Source organism: Clostridium tunisiense TJ, from assembly GCF_000300195.1.
Classification (GTDB): domain Bacteria; phylum Bacillota; class Clostridia; order Clostridiales; family Clostridiaceae; genus Clostridium_J; species Clostridium_J tunisiense.
Map to the genome: position 1 here is coordinate 178,573 of NZ_AMQH01000015.1, position 20,393 is coordinate 198,965.

General features: G+C 33.2%; 22 protein-coding genes and 1 pseudogene. 15 read left to right on the plus strand and 8 right to left on the minus strand.

Going from position 1 to position 20,393, the window contains the following annotated elements:
- Window positions 1–17: 17 nt before the first annotated feature.
- The 3 genes from C661_RS0116445 to C661_RS0116460 all read left to right on the plus strand — a co-directional run bounded on the left by C661_RS0116445 (window position 18) and on the right by C661_RS0116460 (window position 3,453).
- Window positions 18–1,622: an ATP-binding cassette domain-containing protein gene (locus C661_RS0116445; protein WP_157785703.1), complete on the plus strand. Its 1,605-nt coding sequence runs from the start codon at window positions 18–20 to the stop codon at window positions 1,620–1,622.
- A gap of 230 nt (window positions 1,623–1,852) precedes the next feature.
- Complete coding sequence (locus C661_RS24025; protein WP_017416445.1) at window positions 1,853–2,623, plus strand: nucleotidyltransferase domain-containing protein; 771 nt, start codon at window positions 1,853–1,855, stop codon at window positions 2,621–2,623.
- A gap of 206 nt (window positions 2,624–2,829) precedes the next feature.
- The gene (locus tag C661_RS0116460) at window positions 2,830–3,453 is read left to right on the plus strand and encodes a GNAT family N-acetyltransferase (RefSeq protein ID WP_041877606.1); all 624 of its coding nucleotides are present in this window, start codon (window positions 2,830–2,832) and stop codon (window positions 3,451–3,453) included.
- Window positions 3,454–3,850: 397 nt separating this feature from the next.
- Here C661_RS0116460 and C661_RS0116465 read toward each other — a convergent pair whose 3' ends face one another.
- The gene (locus tag C661_RS0116465; protein WP_017416447.1) at window positions 3,851–4,090 is read right to left on the minus strand and encodes a hypothetical protein; all 240 of its coding nucleotides are present in this window, start codon (window positions 4,088–4,090) and stop codon (window positions 3,851–3,853) included.
- Between the two features lie 477 nt (window positions 4,091–4,567).
- On the opposite strand from C661_RS0116465, the pseudogene C661_RS24320 reads away from it, so the two are divergent.
- The 10 genes and pseudogenes from C661_RS24320 to C661_RS0116515 all read left to right on the plus strand — a co-directional run.
- Window positions 4,568–4,645: pseudogene (locus tag C661_RS24320) on the plus strand (hypothetical protein); the annotation flags it as partial.
- A 51-nt stretch (window positions 4,646–4,696) separates the two neighbouring features.
- Window positions 4,697–4,864 (plus strand): recombinase zinc ribbon domain-containing protein, encoded by a 168-nt coding sequence (locus C661_RS24325; protein ID WP_017416448.1) that lies wholly within the window; start codon window positions 4,697–4,699, stop codon window positions 4,862–4,864.
- An 84-nt stretch (window positions 4,865–4,948) separates the two neighbouring features.
- The gene (locus tag C661_RS24330) at window positions 4,949–5,305 is read left to right on the plus strand and encodes an SET domain-containing protein (protein ID WP_017416449.1); all 357 of its coding nucleotides are present in this window, start codon (window positions 4,949–4,951) and stop codon (window positions 5,303–5,305) included.
- 298 nt (window positions 5,306–5,603) lie between these two features.
- Complete coding sequence (locus C661_RS0116485) at window positions 5,604–6,578, plus strand: Kiwa anti-phage protein KwaB-like domain-containing protein (protein WP_017416451.1); 975 nt, start codon at window positions 5,604–5,606, stop codon at window positions 6,576–6,578.
- Window positions 6,579–6,615: 37 nt separating this feature from the next.
- Window positions 6,616–7,317 (plus strand): KwaA family protein, encoded by a 702-nt coding sequence (locus C661_RS0116490; RefSeq protein WP_017416452.1) that lies wholly within the window; start codon window positions 6,616–6,618, stop codon window positions 7,315–7,317.
- Window positions 7,318–7,360: 43 nt separating this feature from the next.
- Window positions 7,361–7,588: an HTH-like domain-containing protein gene (locus C661_RS0116495; protein ID WP_017416453.1), complete on the plus strand. Its 228-nt coding sequence runs from the start codon at window positions 7,361–7,363 to the stop codon at window positions 7,586–7,588.
- A 220-nt stretch (window positions 7,589–7,808) separates the two neighbouring features.
- Window positions 7,809–8,768, plus strand: coding sequence for a hypothetical protein (locus tag C661_RS0116500; protein ID WP_017416454.1), 960 nt, complete (start codon window positions 7,809–7,811; stop codon window positions 8,766–8,768).
- The gene (locus C661_RS22175) at window positions 8,761–8,946 is read left to right on the plus strand and encodes a hypothetical protein (protein WP_017416455.1); all 186 of its coding nucleotides are present in this window, start codon (window positions 8,761–8,763) and stop codon (window positions 8,944–8,946) included. The genes C661_RS0116500 and C661_RS22175 overlap by 8 nt, the downstream gene beginning before the upstream one ends.
- Before the next feature lie 356 nt (window positions 8,947–9,302).
- Window positions 9,303–10,040: a hypothetical protein gene (locus C661_RS0116510; protein ID WP_017416456.1), complete on the plus strand. Its 738-nt coding sequence runs from the start codon at window positions 9,303–9,305 to the stop codon at window positions 10,038–10,040.
- Between the two features lie 12 nt (window positions 10,041–10,052).
- Window positions 10,053–11,168, plus strand: a complete 1,116-nt coding sequence (locus tag C661_RS0116515) for a hypothetical protein (RefSeq protein WP_017416457.1) — start codon at window positions 10,053–10,055, stop codon at window positions 11,166–11,168.
- Window positions 11,169–11,992: 824 nt separating this feature from the next.
- On the opposite strand, the gene C661_RS0116520 is transcribed toward C661_RS0116515, so the two are convergent.
- The 7 genes from C661_RS0116520 to C661_RS0116550 all read right to left on the minus strand — a co-directional run bounded on the left by C661_RS0116520 (window position 11,993) and on the right by C661_RS0116550 (window position 18,812).
- Window positions 11,993–13,039, minus strand: coding sequence for an ATP-grasp domain-containing protein (locus C661_RS0116520; RefSeq protein WP_017416458.1), 1,047 nt, complete (start codon window positions 13,037–13,039; stop codon window positions 11,993–11,995).
- Window positions 13,011–14,093, minus strand: a complete 1,083-nt coding sequence (locus C661_RS0116525; RefSeq protein WP_242826010.1) for a DegT/DnrJ/EryC1/StrS family aminotransferase — start codon at window positions 14,091–14,093, stop codon at window positions 13,011–13,013. Before C661_RS0116525 ends, C661_RS0116520 begins: the two co-directional genes overlap by 29 nt.
- Window positions 14,074–14,955: a UDP-3-O-acyl-N-acetylglucosamine deacetylase gene (locus C661_RS0116530; protein WP_017416460.1), complete on the minus strand. Its 882-nt coding sequence runs from the start codon at window positions 14,953–14,955 to the stop codon at window positions 14,074–14,076. Before C661_RS0116530 ends, C661_RS0116525 begins: the two co-directional genes overlap by 20 nt.
- The gene (locus tag C661_RS0116535; RefSeq protein WP_017416461.1) at window positions 14,942–15,916 is read right to left on the minus strand and encodes a CgeB family protein; all 975 of its coding nucleotides are present in this window, start codon (window positions 15,914–15,916) and stop codon (window positions 14,942–14,944) included. Before C661_RS0116535 ends, C661_RS0116530 begins: the two co-directional genes overlap by 14 nt.
- Window positions 15,917–15,918: 2 nt before the next feature.
- Complete coding sequence (locus C661_RS0116540; RefSeq protein ID WP_017416462.1) at window positions 15,919–16,608, minus strand: WbqC family protein; 690 nt, start codon at window positions 16,606–16,608, stop codon at window positions 15,919–15,921.
- A 212-nt stretch (window positions 16,609–16,820) separates the two neighbouring features.
- The gene (locus C661_RS0116545; protein ID WP_017416463.1) at window positions 16,821–17,807 is read right to left on the minus strand and encodes a GNAT family N-acetyltransferase; all 987 of its coding nucleotides are present in this window, start codon (window positions 17,805–17,807) and stop codon (window positions 16,821–16,823) included.
- Between the two features lie 42 nt (window positions 17,808–17,849).
- Complete coding sequence (locus tag C661_RS0116550; protein WP_017416464.1) at window positions 17,850–18,812, minus strand: Gfo/Idh/MocA family protein; 963 nt, start codon at window positions 18,810–18,812, stop codon at window positions 17,850–17,852.
- 288 nt (window positions 18,813–19,100) lie between these two features.
- Between C661_RS0116550 and C661_RS0116555 the strand changes: the two genes are divergently transcribed.
- On the plus strand, window positions 19,101–19,454 hold the full coding sequence (locus C661_RS0116555; RefSeq protein WP_017416465.1) for a CGGC domain-containing protein: 354 nt from the start codon (window positions 19,101–19,103) through the stop codon (window positions 19,452–19,454).
- Between the two features lie 421 nt (window positions 19,455–19,875).
- The gene (locus C661_RS0116560) at window positions 19,876–20,286 is read left to right on the plus strand and encodes a peptide deformylase (RefSeq protein WP_017416466.1); all 411 of its coding nucleotides are present in this window, start codon (window positions 19,876–19,878) and stop codon (window positions 20,284–20,286) included.
- The last annotated feature ends 107 nt before the right edge of the window (window positions 20,287–20,393 follow it).

Sequence of the window (20,393 nt, forward strand, 5' to 3'; positions counted from 1 at the left end):
ATAAAGGGGGAACAGACATGAGAAAGTATTTAAAGAAGATAAGAAAAGAACTGGGGATTTTTATATTTTTGACATTTCTAAGTTATTTATTTTATTCATTAATTCCATATTACACAAAAATTTTATTTGAAGGAGAATACAAAAAAGCAATAATTGGGTATACAGTGTGCCTCAGTGCCTTTGTTATACTAGCTTATTTTTGTAATATAACTCAAACTAAGTACAAGTTAAAGTTTGATAAGGTGCTGAAGGAGGATTACTTCAATAAAGTCATAAGCTTAAACTATGAAGACTTTTCAAAGAAGAAAGTGGGAGAATATATATCCTTTCAAGCCAATGACATCACAGAAATAGGCAATGATTATTTAGCACCTTTAATGGCAATTGTTACTCAAACCATAAGGGTAGTTACATATTTTGTTATTATAACCTTATCATTAGATCTTAAAGTAGGGTTACTGCTAATTGGGGTGTCATTTCTTGGGGTATTGTTTCCAAAATCCTTAGGAGCAGAAACTGCTAAAAGACGAAACAACTATTTGGATTACCAAAAGAAATATTATTCAAAGATTGAAGAAGTATTCAATGGCTTTAAGGTTATTAATTTTAGAACTAGAAATAACATTAGAGAAGATCATAATGAAAATTTAAAAAGAGTTTTAGAGGAAAGGTACAAATATGGAAAAGCCAATGGGTTAATGTGGGTTTTAAATGGTTTGGGCTCTGAAAGTTTAAATTATATTACCTTTCTATACTTAGGATATTTAACCTTTAAAGGTAATATCTCTGCTGGTTTTGCTATAGCTACTTTTCAATATGCTCAAAGCTTGATGGAACCAGTACATGAAATACTTTATTGTATGAACATGACTAATTCTTCAAAGGAGCTAGTTAATTCCTTTTTAACCTTTGTTGAAGGTGATAAGGAGGAAGAGAAGAAGACTCCTATAAATTCCTTTAAAGAAATCACAATTAATAATTTAAGCAAAAGCTATGAGAACTTTAGATTGCAAAGCATAAATTTAAATCTAGAACAAAACAAAAAGTATGCACTAATTGGGTTAAATGGTTCAGGGAAGAGCACCTTGTTTAATATTCTATCAGCATATATTAAAGATTACTCTGGTGAATTTAAAGTTGATGGCAAAGCCATAAAGGAAATTGAAACAAGCTATTTAATTGGAACTATGAATCAGGAAGAATATATATTTTCTCAAAGCTTTCATGACAATACTACTGTTTTTAATAGTTATGAAAATGTAGATAGTAATCCTTTCATTAGTGATGCTGAAAAGTTAAAAGAAAGTAATAATTGCAGGGTTTTAAGCGGAGGGGAAAAGAAGTTAATAGCCTTATCAAGACTAATTAACAAAAATACCCCAATAATCTTATTAGATGAGCCTTTCTCAGCTGTTGATGAAAGCAAAAAGGAAGATCTACTCAATAAAATTTTATCCCTAGACAAAACTGTTGTTATGATAACCCATGACATAGGCGAAAATCTAAAGAGCTTTGATGAAATTTTATTTATGGAAGGTGGAAAGCTAATTTACACATTGCCTTATGAGGAGTTAAAGGATAAAAAAGAATTCAAGGTGCTACAAAATGCAGTAAATATATAAATTTGGAATAATATGGGGTATAATTAATTAGGCATATGAAAATAAATAACAAGTGAAAGATATGAAGGGTATTTTCAGTTCACAAGCAAGCTTGTGCGGCAAGGGATCAGGGGCTATTTATAGTTGGACTATTAATAGGTTCTGTTGATGTAATATAACATAAAATGAACCAGGATACTGACTTATTTATTTTTTAAAGATGTATTAAATAGAGTTTTGGGGGTAAGGGTATGATTAATAGTGAAATCATAATTAAAAGACTTAAAGAAGAATTAGAACCTCTACAATATGTTCACGCCATGTGGCTTGAGGGGGCAGATGCTATTGGACAAGCAGATGAGTATTCTGATATAGATATTTACATTGATATTGAAGATGAACATGAACAGGAGGCAATTCATAAGGTTGAAAAAATACTTTCAACAATTTCTGAAATAGATTATAAGTATGTAATGAATCATGGTCATCCTAAACTTCGTCAGAGGATTTACCACTTAAAGGGCAGCAGTGAATATCTTATGATTGATTTCTGTTGGCAGCTACATAGCAGGGATAAAGAGGAGTATGTATATATAAAAGGTAACACAATTGAAGCAGCTAAAGTGATTTTCGATAAATCGGATGTTATTAGGTATAAAGATTATAATGAAGAGGACTATAGACGGTTGAATGTAGAGGACCTGGAGGAATGCAAGTACCGCTATAGCCAGCATTGCAGAGTTGAAAAATATATTCATCGAGGGATGTATCTTGAAGCTTACGCTTACTACAATAAATATGTATTAGAGCCATTAATCCATGTGCTGCGAATGATATACACACCTGCTCATGCACATTACTATCTAATTCATATTTCTCAGCATCTTCCTAAGAGTGAAGTGGAAAAACTCCAATTCTTTGCACAAGTATCATCACTTAAAGATATTGAGGATAAAATTCCCCAAGCTAAAATTTGGTTTTTAGAATTAGTGGGAAGATTAAAATATTTAGGAATGGAATAAGAGAATTTTACAGAGAATATGCCAGGATATATAATGAGCTACCTAAGTTTTTTAGGTGGCTCATTTTTATTTATAAATTAAGTATTAGGTTGTTCTAGTAAAAAATTCCATGCTATGATATTTATGAAGCTTGAGTTAGTGCTTAGTGAATAGATTATAGAATCTACCTGGTGGAATAGTTTTTATTGAAAGGAATGATAAGTGTAATGTCTAAAAGTACAACTACACATTTAAATAACCAAGACTCACAAAATGTTTTTATAATAGAATGTAAAGATGTAGTATTAAGGGAATTTCAAATAGAGGATTTTCATGCAATATATAATATTACTTTACAGCCTGAAATCATTGAATTCTTGCCAGATTGGATATGGCCAAAGGAAGGCATAAGAAATTGGGTAAGTGAGTATGTAATTAAAGAAAACCAAAGATGTTTTGAAGTATTTCCTAATTTACCAAATTCCAATGAATATATTCTTCGATTAGGAATAGTATTAAAGGAAACAAATGAGTTTATTGGCTGGATAACTTCTGGGCTAAAAGAGGAACTACCTCCGCCAAATAGAGAAATAGGATATGCAATATCCAAAGATTACACAGGCAATGGATATGCCACTCAAGCAGCGAAAGGGCTAATAAAATATTTATTTGAAAACACAAATATTGATGTGTTAAATGCTACAGCATTAACTTATAATACACCTTCAAACAAGGTATTAGAGAAAAGTGGGTTTAACTTGTTGGGAACCACAAAGATTGAGGGACACGATTATTACTATTACAAACTTTGTAAAGATCAGTGGAAATTCTTAAAATCCACTACAATTTAACAGCTTGAAATTTAATTAATCATTAGTAACAATGAATGTAATAATTTATATAAGATAAAAAGATGTCTAGTTGGACAAATAATATAGTACAAAAGTGGCTAGTAAAAGTTATTAAGGTTTACTAGCTATATTTATGTAAAAATATAATAGAAGTTTAAAATTAAGAATATATTACTTGCATTTTTTATGGAGGACGGCTAAGTTTTTACTTGTGATATGGGGAACCGTATCATAAATAACAGAGGTTTTTACTAAAATTGGAATACTTACTTTATAGGATGAGTGAATACTTATAAAGGTTGTAGGAGGTACTAGATAAAAGGAACTGACTTAGTAAAACAGTTCCCTTTTCTTATTTAAACAAAATGGTGAATGCAGGATTAACTATCTACCTACTCTATTCTTTACAAGTGGCACATTTCTCTTCATCTGGATTAGTTCTGTTAAGAGCCTGGGTGGATGTTCCAACACCGCTTCCACAACTCTTTCTTATATCCTCTAATGATGCTCTTAAATCAAATACCATTTCTGTTAGTTGGGCTATTTGATTATCTTTCTCTGAGTTAGATTTGATAAAGTGCTCCTTATCTGACCTTAAGGTTTTATTAATTGATGTGAAAATACTTTTGTCATCCATATACTTCTCTCCTTACAGTAATTTATGATTTTAATATCTCCTTTTTTATGGTATATATTCGTTATCTTATTTTTAATAATGCATGTTACAAATAAGTTGATGAAGTGATAGCTACTTACTAATAACAAGTGAAATGACTAGTAGCAAATAAACAGGTGCTATATCATACAGCTCAAAATAAACTAATGTCAAATTCAATTCTTTAGTTTTACTATGCTGTAAGCATTAAATGAATGCGAGAATTTCAAATTTAGGTTACAGTATGGATACTTAAAAGTAACTCTGTAATTAATATATATATTCAGAGCTATATAAGGGATTAGGGGGTGTAAATTAAATTGAATGAGCTTATATTAGTTGGTTGTTTGGATAAGCTGGGGAATATAAAAGAAGAAGGACTAAACTAACTATTAATGAAGGTGAAGGAGAAATAGTTAGATTAAAGATATTCTAACTAATCCAATATATATAGGTAAGATTAGATATAATGTAAGACAAAACTGGTCTGAAAAGAGAAGAAAAAATATTAATGCTAATCTCATTATAACTGATGGAGTACATGATGGTATTATTGAGGAAAAGTTATGGGACAAGGTTCGAGCTATTATGGAAAACAAGAAGGGAAAACCATCGAGAGTGCATGATGGAGAATTTCCTCTAACAGGAATACTAAGATGTCCTAAGTGTGGAGACGGTATGGTAATATCGAGGACTAATAATAAACTAGTAGATGGAGCTAAGAAAAGTATAGCTTATTATGCATGTGGTAATTGAAAAAACAAAGGCACTGCAGTATGCAATAGTAACTCTATACGAGTAGATAAAGCTAATGAGTATGTATTCAATAAGCTTTCCAAATTGCTTACTAATGAAAGTATAGTTAAAAATATTGTTAGCAATGTAAATAAGGAAAGAAGAAGAAAGGTTAATCCTACTAAGAACAAGCTAGGAAGAATTGATAGAGAGTTAGAAAAGCTAGATAAGAAAAGAGGAAAGTTGTTTGAAGCATATGAAGATGAAATAATAACTAAGGAAGAATTCCAACTAAGAAAGGAAGAGTTAACAGAAAGAGTAAAGAAACTAGAGGAAGAAAAGGCACCTTTACTAGTTACACTATCAGATGATGTTAGTGAGGAGCTACCTTATGAATTTATTAAGAATATACTCCAAAATTTCAGCAAGGCATTGATGGAAAGTTCAACTAGAGAACAATAAAAGAAGCTATTGAATATGATTATCTCAGAGATAACTATCAATGAGCTAAGAGAAGTTGGATCAATTAAAATTAATATAAATGATAACTTATCTAAAGATGAAAGAAGGAATATCTAGAAAAGGTACTCCTTCTTCTTTTATGTTAAGAAATGTTGATATTCATATTCTAAATCTAAATATAGCAATTTAAAGAAACATTTCTAATTTTCAGATGTTATGAGTATACCTATGGATATATAATACAAGTTATGTATTAATATGGTATAATATAAACTAACATGGGAATTAGGAGGTAATTATGGAAGAATTATTTATAAAGTTAAAAAACATCATAAATAACCAACAACAGAACTGTGATTATGTAGGTGTTATTTTATATTTGCTTACATCAGAGGAAGAACCATTTAGGGCATATAGATTGAACTTAGAAAGTCATGATAGATTTTTAGAAATATTAGGAGAGAATATAAACAAAATTTTGGATGAGCCTACTTTTTATCATTATCCTGATTGTACTAGACCAGACTTTTCAGAAGAAATGGTATATCTTCAAACTGATGAAATACCAATGTATGTACAATTAAGAAGTAATTTGATTAATGATATAAATATTGGTGTTTTGACGAGAAATAACTTAGATAATATAGTAAGAAAAAGTAAGGGATACGTTGTTAGATTTATATATGAGGAATCAGGGACTAGTAAATCTATTTTTGGATATTTTAGAATGACACAGGCGGCATTTTTACAGGGAGAAAAATTATTATTCTGCTTCGATAAAGAAAGTGAAGAATTATTATCAGAGGTGAATGGAGTACAACTAAAATTCGATGACAAATTAGTATCTATTAATATAGATGATACAATGTTTATACTCAATGGATATTCTTTTGAGATGCTTCTAAAATATGATACTCATATTAATAGGGCATCTACTATAGCACTAGATAGTATAGGAAACAAAGGTATAATCGAAAATTTTGATGTTCTAAGAGAATACTGTAATAATAGTAAACCAATGAAGAATAAATTATACAAGATACAATGTCAAGGAACCACAGAAAGTATAGGAATAGATGAGTTTATTCGAGTAAAGGAATGTTGTGGAGAACAACTAGTTATTGATATAGATGAAAACAATTGTACCATTAGTGTATGTGAAGACAATGTTAAGAAATCAGTAGATCACATACTAAGGGTATTTAATGATGAGAGTGCAGAAACAATTGTAACTGGAACAAAAATATTTGCAGATAAGAAGATTCCTATGTAATTGTATCTAAGCTCTATTTATAAGGAGTGATGTGTTTGTGGAAAATATACAAGAGACAATAGATAGAGCACTTCAATTCATGTTTAGATTTTTATTGTTCTTAAGTTCATATATCCCTTTATTTATTATTATATTCTTAAAAAATGTAAGTGACTTTTGGATATCGATAGTAATAATTGGACTACTAATATTTTTACCCTTATTAGTAATTAGAAAGTATATATCAAACCCTCTAAAGCACGACGCAAATAATCTCATTATAATAAGAAATTTAAATAAGAAGGATAGTGAAATTTTAAATTACATCTCAGCATATATAATACCTCTTATAGCTTTCAATTCAGATGTAATAACTAAGGATGGAATAAGTTTACCCAATTTGTTAGGAGTATTAGTACTTTTTGCAGTAATCTGCAACCTGTACATGAGAGCTGAAATGTATTATGTAAATCCAATTTTAAACATATTCTATGATATCTACTCTGCAACAACAGATAAAGGGGAAAATAGTATAGTATTTATTGATAAAGGTACTAGTGTTCCACTAGGTAAAAGCATAATGACGAGGAGAATATCCCCAGGTGCTTATTTAATAACTCAAAATAGAAAGAATAAGATTTCTTATTTTAAAATAGTAGTATTCTTTGCAGTACTATTAGTTTTGTTTTACTTATGGAACTGTAAGTTTCAACAAAATATTAAGGGAATTATTCAAGCTATATTAACCAAGCTTAAATAAGATTGGTTTGATATAAGAGTGTAAATGTGTAAGGAGTATAATTATGACAGAACTAGAGTTAGCTAATGAGTTAAAAACTATGTATGAAGCAGGTATAAAAAGAAAAGAACAAACAACTATGATTCACTTATTTGGTATAAAGTATGCAGAAGTAATAAGGATGAATGGGTATATACCAAAGGATATTTTGAAGTACGCTGAGATGCCAGAATCTTATCAAGTTGAAATTAATAAAGGAATTAAGCTAGCTAGATACGTAAAAATAAAGTAATTGATTTTAAATTATAATTTAACTTAGCAGTTATGTGGAATAATTTAAATAAACACTTAATAAAAGAAGAGGGACTACCTATATGGGATATTCCTTCTTCTTTTATATTAAGGTATATACTTATATAAATAGTATTTAATTGAATTTTCATTTAAAAAACAAAGATAAATTTGTTATAATAATTTCATATATTACCAATTCAAAGGGGTATTTAAAATAAATGGAGAATAAAATAATTAAATTAACTGATAGAAATCAGAAAATAAGTTTTTTAAGTGAAGATGATATCAAAGTTATAAAGGGTATATTTGCGAGACCAATTGCAGATGCGATACAAGAGATAAAAAATAAAAATAAAGAGGTTGAACCTGTATTAAGAGCAGTTATACCAGAAGCATTTATAGAAGCTATAAAAAATGGTGAGTTAAAGTTGATGGAAAGTAAAAAAGGAGAGATACTACCTAGTATTGTAGATAGTAAGAATAAGGTTGTTAAACAAGTTAGACTAGAAGAGGTAAAAGAACAATTGGATGATAAAAAAAAGTTAGATAAATTAGGGGAATATGCATTGGAGCAAAAACTAGATGCAATCAAAGAGCAGTTGGAATGCATAATTTGCATTGTTGAAGATGTTGAAAAAGGACAAAGAAATGATAGATATGGGAAAATTGATGGAGCTATTAAAAATATAAACCAATCTTTTTTAGAAGGTAACATAGAGAGAAGGGATAGACTTCAGGATATGGCACAAAATAATTTAAATGAAGCAATAGAAGCAATAAATAAAGAAGTTAATGATAGCTTATCATTTTTTAAAGGGTGGGAAGAACGAAGTTTCATTGAAAGAAATATAGGTAGTTTTAAATACTCTACATGGAACATTAATAGGAAATTCAACAAGCTCTGTGAAGACTACTTATATATTAGTAAAGCGAAGAATTCATTAATGGAGTTAAAGTTAAATCAAGGTATGGAAAAATATAAAGTAGATTTAATGATAGAGGATCTTAATGAAGTAGATATTAAACTTAAAGGGGCTAAAGTATCAAATTGGCTTCCACCAAGAAGTGATAATAATGAGTGGAAACATAGATTATTATGTGAACCTAAATATAAAAATGAATTAATAATAGAATATAATACAGCAGATGTATTAATGGAGGAAAGTTATAATGGATAATAAATGCAAGAAAAAAGGGTGTACAAATGAAACGCTAAATGAAAGAAAGTATTGTAATTATCATCAATCGAAGAAGGAGGATAGAAAAAGAGCAATAGTTAATGGTGTTTTAACAATAGGAGGGGTTATGCTTACTGCAGTTTTGAAGAAAAATTCTGGAGGTTCAGGTAAGAGTTAAAATAAGGTTTATTATAAATGACAAGCTACTACACTATGATGGGAAGTATTAGGAGTCAATATGGTTATAGGGTAAAATATTTAAAGCACGATTTAAATAAATTGAGAAAAGTTCAACAAGGTTAACAAGTTACAGTAAAAAGTTTATACTTATACGAAATATGGGTAGGGGAGGTGACATATATACATTTGCTCATGAACTTAGACATGTAATTAGCCTTATAAATGAAAAAGTGATTCAAGAAATAGGTGTTTTGTAACTTAGAAGTTACGTACAAATAATATCGACAACTACTAAGAATACGGGATAACATATTTATACAATAAATTAGTAAAGTAATACACGGGAGTGAGGATATGGGAATACAACTTTGGGATACTATCAGTGCGAAAGCAAGATTAATTAAGTCCGATATTAATATAAAAGTAAGGAATGTACAAACGAAAAATGAAATTAATGATAAAGTTTATAAAAACACCTCCATTGTTGACCTTATGGGTTTAAAAAAGGGACCTAGCCTTGTAGATAAAGTTGATATGTTATTTACGGATGTTGAGACTGAAGGTAAGAAGCAGGGATATGAGAGAGCTTCAAAAGAGTATGAACCTATATACAGAGAGATTGAAAATAGATATAAAGAAACAACAATTTTAATTAAATCACAAAAAAACATGTATGGTGATGAATCTTATAAGCTGATAGATAGATTATCTGTCTTAGAAAATGAAAGGGAAAGTTTGGAGAAACAAGTTGATAATAAAGCTAAGCAGTTATCGAAAACATATAATATACCTTTAGAGGAAGTCCGTTCAGCAATGAGTTGCGGAACTCTATTAATGCCTGCTGTTAATTTTAGTATATTAGATATGATTTATAGTTATAAAGAGAAAAAGTTAAAAAAAGCAGAACAAAATGGTTATTTAGAAGCTAAAGATCTATACGAAGACAAAATCAAAAGATTGAAAGCGGAATTGAATCGATTAAAGGAAAAGGGCGATGAAGACATTAAAAAACTGGTTGATTTAATTAGCGATGTACTTGGTGAAATTGTAGAAAATCAAATGAAGATTGCAGAGTTGAGAATTCTGCTTTAGGAGAGAGGGTAAATGAGTAGTCAGGATTTTAGAAATAGAAGGAATTCTATTATAAATAATTTGGATAATACTGTATTTGATTTGAAAAAGGGTAGTAATGAGGCTACACGGGTAAGAGAGGTTGTAGGTAACACAAGGCAGATATTAGATGATTTGGATGAACAATTTTGCAAGAGGACAGGCCTTAATAAAGTTGATGCAGCTTTTTTATTTGTTGCTATTGGATTGCAAATCGCAAGACAATATCTTTTTACCAAGTTTCCACAAAGACTTGATGATCAAACAGCTGCAAATTCAATAAAAGACCATGTTGAGGAGCATTCTAATAGACGTCACAGATATTATAATCCATCCCTGGAAGAGATTGTTTCAAACCCAGTGCCTTTTGATGCTAATATTGGTGCTAATGGTGCTCTAAGTGGTGGCGGACGAATGGGACATCGTGTTACTGCAATTGGTCATGATCCTGTACTTGGATTGATTTTTGGAACTGCAAATATTGCAACATCTACATTAACGACAGCTTCTTTTGCATCGTATCATATTTGTACGAATGCTAATAATAGAGATGCGTTCAAACATAATGCAAAAACTGATTTAGTATTAAGCCATACAATAAATAAGTTATTAAAAAATGGCATGGAAGGCAAAGTAATTGTAGCAACTTCTCTCATAAAAGAGATTATTCATCTGAAATCGGATATTAATACAAAGAATAGCTTGCCATTACCCGGAATATCAGCAATTAATCCTAAGTTGGCCTCTGATTTAGCAAGCTATGGGTTGGATATGGCAAATATATTAACTATTGGAAAGCAAGCTACCTATGCATCCATGATTAATTTACTTATAGCAATGATTCATAGATTGTATTTTGACGGAAGTAGTGATATGGATAGAAAATTATATGAGGTTAAAACAAGAAAAATTTTGAGTTATTCAAATTTGATAGCTACTTCAACTAATATGGCAGTTGTGGCTATTACTCGTGATCTAGATCTATTTGATTTAGGTGGACTTGGTGTAACAATATATCGATTGATTACAGATAGGAATTTCATTAAACAAGTGAAGGAAGAATTTATATTTGGTAGTTATCGAAACATGATAATGGGAGATTCAATATAAACGTTTTATATAGATAAGAAAAGTTATAACTCGGTGGTACTAAGTAATGCTTTAAGCATTTATTTTGTTTTAGAGCTATTAGACTTAACTGAATATGTTATCAAGGGAGATTCTAATCTTGAAATAAGGAGCATCTTTTTCTTTACGTGTGCCAAGCATGGGGCAAAGCTGTTTTAGGAATTAACCACTAGCTTATGGTAAGGGGGCTACCTTAAATGAAATTTTAGGATGAGCTTGTAAAATGTAATGATGTAAGAAGCGATCTAAAGGGTTAATAAGTAAATGTAGGAGAGTGTGGAGAGAAAGAGGATGTTGGTACTCGCGGTAGTCTCATGTATGTAGGGCGATGAATTTTAACTCGACAGTTCCAATATGGCTTATCATGATGAGTCAGCATAATCCTAGTATCAAAGTAATCATAAATTCCTTTATAATTAATTCTAACATTTCCATAGTTAAATGTTACCAATGGTTTCATGGAGATAGAGTGCTTAAAACTGAGTAATCAGCTGCAACGAAATTTTACTTTTCAAAGGGGATTAAATAATAATTGTGGAAATTAGATATAAGGATATAAATATGGGAAAAAAACCTCATTTACAACTGTTACGTAGAACCATATCATAAATAAATGAGGTCTTATCGTAAAATAACATACCATAAGCAAAGCTGACTTGATAGTGAGACCAGCAAAGCAGGGGTTAATGTTTGGAGCATACCTCTCATCTTTTGCACTATCTACGATTCTATAAATAAAAAACATAAAAACCCACTACCAATTAATTAGTAGTGGGTTTAAATAATTTTCACGTAAATATTCATATCTACTGAAGCCCAGCTATAGAAAGGGAGTTAAGCTTATCTAGTGGGAAGTAATAATCAATGTATTGCCTGAGTACAAGGCCAGTTGTTGGGATGCCGGGTGTTATCTCCTGGCAAAGAACTTCTGAGCGTATCAAGCTTTCCGGCTCATTTATTCCAAATAGTGATCGCATGGATGTAGAACTGCTGAATCTGGGATTTATTTCGAAAATTACTGGCATGGAATCTTTAAGGCGTAATTGAATATTTATAGCCCCATAGGCTCCCAGTGTACTTGCAACCGTGGCACAATAATCTGCAATGGGGTGGTAATCATCAGAAACTGCAGCAATAGAAACTCCCTCCAGCAAATACCGCCTTAAAGCGATTTTGGAAATCACCTCTCCCTTTTGATTTATGCAAATCCCTACGGTAAACTCTTGATCCTCATCAGTAAGGTATTCCTGTATAATTAAGCTTTTCTTACCCTCTATATTTTCAAGGAGCTGCTGCTTATCCTTAACTAGAACAACACCTACTGAGCCACGCCCAAAACGAGGCTTCACTATCAAGGGAAACCCAGTACTTTTAATAAAAGAGGAGAGTATACCAGCATCTTCAGGATATCTGATAGTTGCAGGAATTTGAAAACCGGACCGTGATAAATGGCACATGGTGAGCCACTTATCGGTGCAAAGCTCTATCACTGCAGGAGAATTTACAAACACCTTTGCTCCTGTAGATTTTTCAAGGGATTCTCTATTTTTTGAATAAAAGGGAAGTTCCGCTGTAGAGCCGATAAATATGGCTTTAATCTGATGATTTATACAAAGATTTTTAATAAACATATAATAGCTTTCTTCATCTGCTACCTTAGGAGCGATAAAGCTTTTGTCGGCAAAAAATAAACCTAGAGAGTATGGGTTAGAGTCAATTGCTATTGTTTCAACAGGAAGCACCGATTCTTTCAGTGACCTGATAATACCATGCCCGTATACGGAACCTGCACCTGTAACCAATACTCTGAGAGTACCATTAATTTCATTCATATTTTTGCAAGCTGCTGACAATGTAATCAACCTCCTGTTCTGTTAATCCTGGGTGAACAGGTATTGAAACTACCTTCTCTGCAGCTATTCGGGCATTTGTGAAAGATCCCAGGATTTCTCCCTGATGATACAGAGGCTGGTCGGGGATAGCTGTGGGATAATGGATACCATAGCCAATACCCTGTGCTTCCAGAAATTCTATGAAACTGCTGCGATTGTTGACCCCAAGGGTATATTGGTGATATACATGGTCAAAACCCGGTAAGCATAGGGGCTTAATGAAAGCGGGGTTGGTTATCTCCCTTGAATATCGCTCTGCAATAGCTTTGCGTCTTTCATTGAAGTAAGGCAGCTTGCGCAGTTGTTCTATGCCGATTGCTGCATGGATATTGGTCATCCTGTAATTGTAACCAAGTGCATCATGCCTATATTTGGCTATCTGGCCATGGTTTATGAAACTCCTGGCCTTATGAGCCAGCTCTTTGTCTGAGGTCACAACCATGCCCCCTTCTCCACAGGTCATGTTTTTTGTAGGATAAAAGCTAAAAACTCCACAGTGACCAAAGGTTCCAACTTTCTTGCCATTGATGGATGCACCGTGAGCTTGTGCACAATCCTCTATCACTGGTAGATTGTATTCATTGGCTATTGCCATTATCTCTTCCATATGAGCAGGATAGCCGTAAAGATGAACTATTAGGATTGCTTTTGCATCAGGATGTTTTTTTATGGTTTCTTGCAGCTCTTTAGGCGAAATGTTGTAATCCTTAAGATCAATATCACAAAAAACAGGAACAGCTTGAGCATAAAGTATGGCATTTGAAGTTGCAATAAACGAGAAAGGTGTGGTTATAACTTTGTCCCCTGGTTTAATGCCTAAACACAGCAGTGCCACATGAAGGGCTGTGGTGCCTGAAGAGGTGGCGATGCAGTGCTTGCTGCCCAAGAATGCGGCAAAATCCCCTTCAAACATTTCCACATATTCTCCATGGGCTAGTTTTCCACTAGAAAGAACTTCACTGACAAGTTTTTTTTCCTCTATACCGACCATAGGTTTAGCTAAAGCAATCATCATTACACTCCTCATAAATTTTTTTACACAGCTCTAGATTTAATCGGTGACCGGATCTGAAGCCTATCACATGTCCCTGTAACTTTTTACCAAGCAAGCTAAGGTCTCCGAGAAGGTCAAGGACTTTATGCCGAGCAGGTTCATTGGGCCATTTCCAAGACCTGTACTCAGCCCCGGATTTCACTACCAATACATTTGAGCTGACTTTCCCAGTTAGATTTACAACTTCTTCAACCTCTGACTCAATTATATAAGAACGAGCATCTGACAGCTCCTTAGCAAAGGTTTCAGGAGTTATGTCCATTTCAGCTACTTGAGAAAACTCAGGCAGATTGGGATAGTCAAGGACATAGGTTAGTTTAAATCCATGGTAGGGAAGAGCTATAAGAAACTTTTCATATTCCATATCCCCTAAACTTTCACGCTTATATACAATAATGGGCTTAAGTATTTTTATGGTTTCCTTCTGGGCATTTTGCTTTACTATCCCAGCTCCTGTCAGGGCTCTTTTGAACTCTTTACTGCTGTAATCTTCTGTTACAGGCAGGCTGGCCTGCTCCAGCTCAATAAATACGTTGTCTAGTCCTAATCCTGATATGGCTGCCAAGGCATGCTCTGTGTGTTCAATGCGAACATCTCCATCAGCAAGAGAAGTCCATCTGTAATCAACCTTTGCTTTTTCAAATGAGCACTTTACTTTAGGGCAACCAGGCAGGTCATTACGGATAAATATTATACCAGTACTTGGCGGGGCTGGATAAAAAGTTACCTTTGCATCAGTTTCACCAGCAATGCTAGTACCCGTTACAGAAACTCTTTGTTTAATAGTTTTCTGATTATCCATTTCAACTTCAATTCCTTTCAACTAAATTGCAAAAATCAAGAATTTGTCTGGCCCGTTCCTTATAAGTATGTTTTAAATAAACCTCCCGCTGCCCATTGCGCGCTATCTCTTGCCGTGCTGCGGTATTTTTAAGAAAATAATTTACCAGGTTAACTGTATCTTCTGGAGAAGAGGCACAGGATAGGTGAACATTATTTGTAAACAGCTTGGTGACAGATTGTGTTGGTACCGTAAGCAAAAAACCGCCGGAACCCAGCACTTCAAAGGTCCGAGAGGTTAACATGTCATGGTCATTTTGCAAACCTAATATAATTCTAGCTGAATTATATACTTTATTTGTTTCCTCATAAGGTAGTTCACCTTTAATCATATGAGTTGGGATCTTAAAACCCATTAACTCCTCATTAAAATGATCCCATCGCTTACCCCAAATAGCAATGTTATAGCCCCTTTCCACCAAAGGCTTAAGTAATATCTGAACGCTATCCTTCCGATACGACTTCCACTCTCTTCCTCCATTGCCGATTAAAACTACATCATAATCATATTTACTGTTTGGAGGTTCATTCTTATTGAACTGAGGATTACAGCCAAAGTCCAGATGCTCGGCGGGAAGCCCAAGCTCCCTGTATTTATTTACACTACCAGGATGTATAGTCATAACTGCATTAGGTTTATAGGTTTCAATACACCTGAAGGAACACTTTTCCGTCCATCTTGGATCTTCAGTTGCCCAATAGACATGTTTCACCTTATATTTAGAAGCTCTTTTCGTAAGCTCCTCTATATACTCACGGCTATACCTGCGATAAGCCCATCCCATTGTTATCATAATATCAGGCCTAAAGTTGTCAATTGCGTCTGTTATAGAACTTCTACTTAAATCCCTTAGGATAAAAACAGGGCAGTTCAGTTCCCTAAAGCCCTGGGGTAGCCCAAGAGTATATTTAGAACTATGTGCAAAAAACAGTATTCTTTTCATACCTACACCTCTTTCAACAAAAGCTTGCGTGTGCCCTTTGGCCCACAATTAAATAACATATCAACTATAGACAAATTGGGTATAAAGTCTCCCCAAAGCTGGGGATAGGCTATAGGCTCATACTCCAAATACTCGAATTTAATACCTTGTTTTTCAAAAATCTCTGGCTTAATATATGCCTTTCCTCCAATACCGGACAAATAACTGTCAGCAGAAAAGTGGCTGCAGATTGCAGCTATAAGTTCATTTTTTCGAAGCTGAGAAAATTGAGGTAAATCTGATGTAAACACAAGCTTTGTTTTAAGTTCCAGCAGGTCATGTACCAGCTTGATAAAACCTATGTTGGTATCTACAAGACATCCAGTATCTTGCAATACCTGTTCCATCATGGGGAAAACTTCTTTGAAATAAGGTGCCTTTGCGTAGTTTACTTTCAGTGCCATAAGATGATTGCTTTTCCAACCTGGTATCACAGTAACTTCATTAAACCGTTGCAAGCCCATGCCTTTGCGTTTCACCGGCACAGTTAGCAGCTGAGTCCCTTGGGAAGTTTTGATAAGATTCCTATTATCTAGTGAACTGCCTGTTTGAAACTGAGCAGTATCTAGAATGAAAAAAATATCACATTGTGCCATCTTAACAAAATATCCTGGCCAGGGAATATAATTCGGTTGATGACCTGCTAATTTCATTGCCTCACTCCTTTAAATAATGAACAAGTTCATTTTGTTAATCTTCATTTTAATGAAACACTTTGGAAGCAGATTTAGACCGAACAAATTACGTTTGTGAACAAAGATACCTTTATTACGCCAAAGCAACTTATCTCAGCTGAACAACTGCAAGTCTGCTAAGCAGACAACTTAGAAGATGCCAGACTTGAAGCTTCCAAAATGTTGTTAAATTATTTGTTATTCTTTACTTCATATAAATAGCATTCTCTGAGTACCCCATGGCCACCATAGCCTTCTTTGAAACGGAACAGCCCTGCATTCACTCTACTTCCTTTTTCCTCAGTGGAAATACCCCAATCTAAATATGAAAAGCCGTTTTTTAGTCCCAATTCCATCATATGACCAAAAATAAGGTTTAAGGGCCGCTTATGCTGAAAACCATCGTGGTGGGCAATATAAAAACAGTTTATAACTTTGTCGTTGAGTAAAAATGCCAAAACACCCGCTGCAGGAGTTACTCCTTCATAGGCTGCAAAGAGTTTTATCCTGTCTGGATAAAGTGTTTTCAGATGTTTGATTTCATCTAATGTATGTGCGGGCTTTGCATTATGATTATGTTTAAGTTTATTTTCTAAGATAGGCCAAAAATCATTTATATTGGCATCCTCCACCACTGATAACCCACTTTTCAATGCCTTCTGATAGTTTCGAAAAGCTGTGTCACTCATTACTCGCTTTACAAAAGATTCCTCACCTTTTTTTAACTCAAGCACTGTGGCCAGCTCTGTATACTCAATGCTAAAACCAGAAAACCTTAAAGCAAAGTCAAGTTGGTCCGAAAGCTCCTTATGGTAAACCTTCGGAACAGGTTTTAGCCGTATATAGTCAAAACCAGCCATGGTGCTGTATTCCACAAGGGCACTTACGAGCTCCAAGGATTTTTTAGTACTTAGACTGGACTTTATTATGAGCCCTCCATGGGAAGCGCCGGGGTGAGAAATTAGTATGCGTTTATCCTCTTGTTCTACTACGGCAGCAGGAAGAACTGCAATGATTCTCTTATCCTCCATAAATATCAGGGAATGATCTGAAAACCTGCCTGAAGGATGATAACCCAGGAATCTTCTCTCCTGCATAAAAGTGCCGTTAACTGAGGAACCCACAAATCCCTCCCATTCATTCTCAAGTTTTTTTGAATAGTTCTTTACAATTAACATAATTTCACCACACTTTCCTGATTATAGTGCTTACCATCTCCATCAAAAGATGTTGATTTTCTCTCCGCCTTTTGCGAGAGATTCTGAAATACAATCAATTATTTTTGCCACAAATTCTATATTTTCTCTGCCGCTAATAGGTTCCTTGTTTTCTCTAATGCATTCCATAAAATGAAGACACTCCTGCGCCAGAGGTTCTAAATTGTTTTCCACTGCTAAAAAGTGCTCCTGCTCTCCGTTATGAAAGATTTTGATTTTTCTATCAGCAGTCTGCGTATCGTCAAATATCAATTTTGTTTTCGAACCAACCAGTGTGATTTTCCTAGTTTTTTCCCTATGAATAAAGCTAGCAAATATAGAAGCTATTTTACCATTGGGGAAACCCATCAGTATATTGATAACATTGTTATAAGGACTTTGAAAATATCTTTCACCATGGGCAATTACCCAAATAGGGTCCATCCCTATGAGGTGGCAGGAAAGATAAATATCATGAACTGCCAGATCATAAAGAACATCTACTTTGGGAGCCTGAGGAGTAGAACTGGTTCTGGACATGCTTAAGTAACATAAATCATCAAGAATATGTTTTTCTTCCAGAAGCCCCTTTATCTTTTTCACAGCAGGATGGTAAATCAATGAATGGCCGGCCATCAATAGGGTGTTTTGATCAGCAGCCAATTTAGTTAAATCATCACTGTCTTTCCTGTTAATTGTCACAGGCTTTTCTACGAGAACAGCTTTGCCTTTGCTTATTGCTTCCTTCGCCAATATGTAATGACTTTCAGGTGTTGTGGCTATAATAACCCCTTGTACCTCATTGTCATTGAATATATCTGCTTTATTTTTAGTGAACCTGGTCTGAGGGTAAACAGCAGCTGCCTGAGTTAGCTTTTCATAGTCTAGGTCACAGGCCCACTTCAATTCACAGTCCTCTATTGCATTTACAGTTTTCAGATAATTTTTTCCCCATTTTCCACAGCCTATCAAAGCAAGCTTCATCATTTTAGTCACCTCTCAATTACATACTAATTAAATGCCGGAGCACCATAAATTAATATATTCACACATCATAGAAAATGTTACTTACATTAGGGATCCTTAGCTGGTAAAAGGAAAAAAAAGGGTATTTGTAATAGTAAATGAAACTAATAAGTTATCTGTGATATAAGTTACGGCTTAAGTGATAATTAAAAGGTATAATAAACAATTAACGGATGTTTCAAGTAATGGTGGCTTACAGAATAACGTAAAAGTTTATAAATTTAATTTTATCACGGAGGGAAGACAGATATGAAAGTTGCAATTTTAGTAAATGAAGATACCATGGATAGATGTATTGGAAAAGGGTGTTTTAACGCTTTTAATAAAAGAATTGATTCCTTTAAAGGTTATGATAATGAGGTAGAGCTAATAGCATTTACCCATGTAGGTGGAGACTTAGAACATAAAATTGAAAAATTAATCAATAATGGTGTTGAAGTAGTACATCTTTCAACCTGCCTTAGAGCAAGGTATGAAGGCTATGACAATTTAGCTAATCGCCTTGCTCAGCATTTTAAAGTTGTGGGATATACCCATGGATCAGAAAATCGCAAGAATAGAGATACAATAAGTTTGGAGCAATGTAAGGGCTGCAAACTATAAATGTGGTGCTATGTAGTGAAGTTATCCAGTTACTAGCAGGAATAGAAAAAGGGTAGTTACAGTGATACGGGAAACCGTAACATAAGTAAATGAGGTTTATAGCCTTAGGCATTTATACAACTAGCCTAAGGCTATTTTTATAAGTGAAAATACTGTATCATAAATAATAGTTTACTTATAAAATGTATTGTAATAAAATTAGGAACAAACTCCAGTGATAGACAAATAGTAGGGTGTCATTGAGTTAAACATAAATTTCTTACAAGCATTGTAGCATTATGAACAATTTGTAGAAAACTCTAAAAAATGCAAATCCATAAGTATCATTGAGGTGACAACAGTGTGCTGGACTTGATGTACTAATTTTAAATATGATATAGTATAATTTATAAAAAATATAACTAAATAAGAGGTACAAATTATGATAAAACCAATTATAAAAGATATATTGTTTTTAGGACAAAAATCAGAAGATGCAACTAAAAATGATATAGTAGTGATTGATGATTTAATTGATACATTAAGAGCAAACCTTGAGAATTGTGTTGGATTGGCTGGTAATATGATTGGAGTAAAAAAGCGTATATTAGTATTTGCTGTAGGCAATCTTATTGTGCCTATGATAAATCCAGTTATATTAAATAAAGAAGGGATTTATGAAACTGAAGAGAGTTGTTTATCTTTAATTGGCTTTAGAAAAACAAAAAGATATAAAAAGATAGAAGTGGAATATCTTGATAGAGATTTTAAGAAGCAAAAACAAGTGTTTACTGAATTTATAGCACAAATAATTCAACATGAAATGGATCATTTTGAGGGTATAATAATCTAATTTAATAATTAAAATATGAAGTAATTATTAGCCTAGAAATCATTGAGAAACATGTGAGGTTCTCCTCTGATCATTAATTAATAATGATTAGGGCTACTGTTATTTAG

Coding starts and splice junctions, on each gene's coding strand:
- C661_RS0116445 (WP_157785703.1), top strand. CDS start 18: ATGAGAAAGTATTTAAAGAAGATAAGAAAAGAACTGGGGATTTTTATA.
- C661_RS24025 (WP_017416445.1), top strand. CDS start 1,853: ATGATTAATAGTGAAATCATAATTAAAAGACTTAAAGAAGAATTAGAA.
- C661_RS0116460 (WP_041877606.1), top strand. CDS start 2,830: ATGTCTAAAAGTACAACTACACATTTAAATAACCAAGACTCACAAAAT.
- C661_RS0116465 (WP_017416447.1), bottom strand. CDS start 4,090: ATGGATGACAAAAGTATTTTCACATCAATTAATAAAACCTTAAGGTCA.
- C661_RS24325 (WP_017416448.1), top strand. CDS start 4,697: ATGGAAAACAAGAAGGGAAAACCATCGAGAGTGCATGATGGAGAATTT.
- C661_RS0116485 (WP_017416451.1), top strand. CDS start 5,604: ATGGAAGAATTATTTATAAAGTTAAAAAACATCATAAATAACCAACAA.
- C661_RS0116495 (WP_017416453.1), top strand. CDS start 7,361: ATGACAGAACTAGAGTTAGCTAATGAGTTAAAAACTATGTATGAAGCA.
- C661_RS0116500 (WP_017416454.1), top strand. CDS start 7,809: ATGGAGAATAAAATAATTAAATTAACTGATAGAAATCAGAAAATAAGT.
- C661_RS22175 (WP_017416455.1), top strand. CDS start 8,761: ATGGATAATAAATGCAAGAAAAAAGGGTGTACAAATGAAACGCTAAAT.
- C661_RS0116510 (WP_017416456.1), top strand. CDS start 9,303: ATGGGAATACAACTTTGGGATACTATCAGTGCGAAAGCAAGATTAATT.
- C661_RS0116515 (WP_017416457.1), top strand. CDS start 10,053: ATGAGTAGTCAGGATTTTAGAAATAGAAGGAATTCTATTATAAATAAT.
- C661_RS0116525 (WP_242826010.1), bottom strand. CDS start 14,093: ATGATGATTGCTTTAGCTAAACCTATGGTCGGTATAGAGGAAAAAAAA.
- C661_RS0116535 (WP_017416461.1), bottom strand. CDS start 15,916: ATGAAAAGAATACTGTTTTTTGCACATAGTTCTAAATATACTCTTGGG.
- C661_RS0116540 (WP_017416462.1), bottom strand. CDS start 16,608: ATGAAATTAGCAGGTCATCAACCGAATTATATTCCCTGGCCAGGATAT.
- C661_RS0116545 (WP_017416463.1), bottom strand. CDS start 17,807: ATGTTAATTGTAAAGAACTATTCAAAAAAACTTGAGAATGAATGGGAG.
- C661_RS0116550 (WP_017416464.1), bottom strand. CDS start 18,812: ATGATGAAGCTTGCTTTGATAGGCTGTGGAAAATGGGGAAAAAATTAT.
- C661_RS0116555 (WP_017416465.1), top strand. CDS start 19,101: ATGAAAGTTGCAATTTTAGTAAATGAAGATACCATGGATAGATGTATT.
- C661_RS0116560 (WP_017416466.1), top strand. CDS start 19,876: ATGATAAAACCAATTATAAAAGATATATTGTTTTTAGGACAAAAATCA.